1 protein-coding gene is annotated in these 2451 nt (G+C 60.9%); it reads right to left on the bottom strand.

Annotated features, from left to right (window positions below):
* Nucleotides 1-2451 (bottom strand): type I secretion C-terminal target domain-containing protein (locus EOB49_RS17890; RefSeq protein ID WP_127381759.1); only part of this gene is annotated, 2451 nt, incomplete at both ends.

Consider the following 2451-nt stretch of genomic DNA (forward strand, 5'->3'; position numbering starts at 1 on the left):
GTCTGATGCTGGGTGATGCCGTCGTCGTAGAGCAGCGTGATCGTGTTGGCAGCAGGCAGGTTCGTCAACGTTGCCACATCGACGAAGTTGGCGCCGCCGGTGCTGCCGTTGGCATCGACACTGAGCGTACCCGTCCCCGCATTGTAGTTCACGAAGTCACCGATATTGGCTCCTCCAGGCGCCGCGTCGAACAGGGCGGTCAGGTCAATCTTGTCGCCCTCGCCACCATTGAAGTCGGTGATGAGATCTTTGATGTCGAGATGATCGAGCTTGAACGTGTCGGCACCAGTGCCACCGGTGAACTGGTCTGCTCCTGCGCCACCGATAAGCAAGTCGTTGCCCGCCCCACCGTTGAGGATATCGTTGCCGGCCCCGCCGACTAGCGTGTCGTTACCGCCATTGCCGTTGATCGTGTCGGCTTCTGCTCCGCCGTACAATGCATTCGCGAAACCGTCCCCATTCAGAATGTCACCATAGTCCGACCCTATGATATTGGGCAGGGCCAATGTCGACGCGTAAGTATGGGAAACATTTGCGGCGTCCAGCGAATGGTTCTGAGTTCCGCCTTCGGTCAGTGTGATACCGATCGTACTTGCCGCCGCGTCGCCGTCGCCGTCTACGATCTGGATAGGCAGGTGGAAGCTGACGGGATCGGTCGACTCCACCGCCGCGCCAAACCCGGTAATGGCAAAGTCAGTCCCGGTGTTGGGCTGGCCATTACCCTTGAGCGGTGAAATGTTCGTAAGTTCCAGGCTGTTGTAGCCGTCGGCCGTGAATGTCGCGATGGAAACACTCGCGTCAAGTACGCCTGTCACCTGGGCCGCATAGTGAACTGCACTGGTGGGATCCACATCGAAGAATTGAACCGAGTAAGTTCTGCCACCGATTGTGTACGCATGTGCCGCAGTGTCCGCGAAGGTGACGATTTGTGTTTGCCCGTTATACGTGATCGCGATCGAGGAGACCGAATCATAGTGACCGTCGCCAACGACATCGTTGTTATCGGTGAGGGTCGCGGCATTGTCGTCGAAGGCGACAATTTTGAGGACCGAGTCTACGGTTCCGTCGCCGAAGGTGAAACTGGAACCATTGGCAACATAGTGGTCGTCAAAGACCTGACCGCCCGCTGTGCTCGTGGAACCGGTCAAATCGTGAACGAAGTCCACCCGAATGCCTTCGCCCGAACCGATATTTTGTCCAGCAAAGCCGCCGCCGACGCCAAAGGAATTCGCGTTCCCGTTGATCGTCGTGCCTGTGCCGAGGGGCGTAAAAAGCACATCGCTCGAATCATCGTTGGCGGGACTGCTTTGCTGCCCCGTGGGCACGAAGCCAGCCCAGGGGCTGTTTCCGCCATAGAATGCATATGACCCATTGGTGAAGGTAACCTGTGATATGCTGTCAACCGCTCCGTCCATGTTCACGGTATAGGTGGGGCTGACATTCTGGGGGTCGAGCACGACGGTGAAGACCGTCGTGCCGTTGGCTGTTCCTGCCAGGGTATGGCCGTCCGCCGACACCGTATAGATGATGTGCTGGCCCCCCGACGTCAGGCCGCTGTCCGTGTTGTTGAGAGAGGCATCGAACCTGACAGTGCCCGGGCCGTCCGCCCCATAGTTGTTGGACAGCGTATGGTCTGCGTCCAGAGCAAACACGACCGGATTGCCTGCTCCGTTCGCCAGCACCGCGTATTCCGGTGCAACCGCCGTCGGCACGTCGTCGACGATGTCGACCAGGATGGAGCCGGTGGTGGTGTTGCCGTGGGCGTCGGTCACCGTATAGGTGAAGCTGTCCTTGTCCTGCTCGGTGGTGATGCCATTGTTGGTCGTCACACCGTCATAGGTCTGGGTCAGCGTGTAGGTGTAGGTGCCGTTGGCGTTGAGCACCAGATTGCCGTAGCTGCCGCTGGCCGGCGAGGTCAGCGTATAGGTGTACGGGCCGGTGCCGCCGGCCGGCGTGATCGCGCCGTTGAAGATCTCGCTGTTGCCGGCTGCGTCGCTGCCCGTCGCAAGGCCCTTCTCGCTGACCAGCGCATCGGTGTCGGATGCCGTCACCGTCACATTGTTGACGGTGATGTCCAGCGTCACCGTCGAGGTGTCGCCGTCGCCGTCGGTGATGGTGTAGACGAAGTGATCGACCGCGTTGGTGGTCACCGCGTTGGGATTGGCCGTGTAGGTGTAGGCGCCGTTGGTGCCCAGGACCAGCGTGCCGTACTGGCCCGCGATCCCGGCTCCGCCGAGATTGCCGCTAACCGGGTTCGAGACGTTCGAACCGGTTGCCACGCCCGTCACCGCGCCGCCAGGTGCAGCACCGTCGGCGCCCAGAACGTCCGCCGTCCCGTCCGTCAGCACGTTGCCCGAGGCCTGCGCGCCTTCCGACACGCTGTTGGTGTTGGCATGCGCCGTCGGCACGTCGTCGACGATGTCGACCAGGATGGAGCCGGTGGTGGTGTTG

Source organism: Mesorhizobium sp. M7A.F.Ca.MR.148.00.0.0 (assembly GCF_003997735.1).
Taxonomy (GTDB): Bacteria; Pseudomonadota; Alphaproteobacteria; order Rhizobiales; family Rhizobiaceae; genus Mesorhizobium.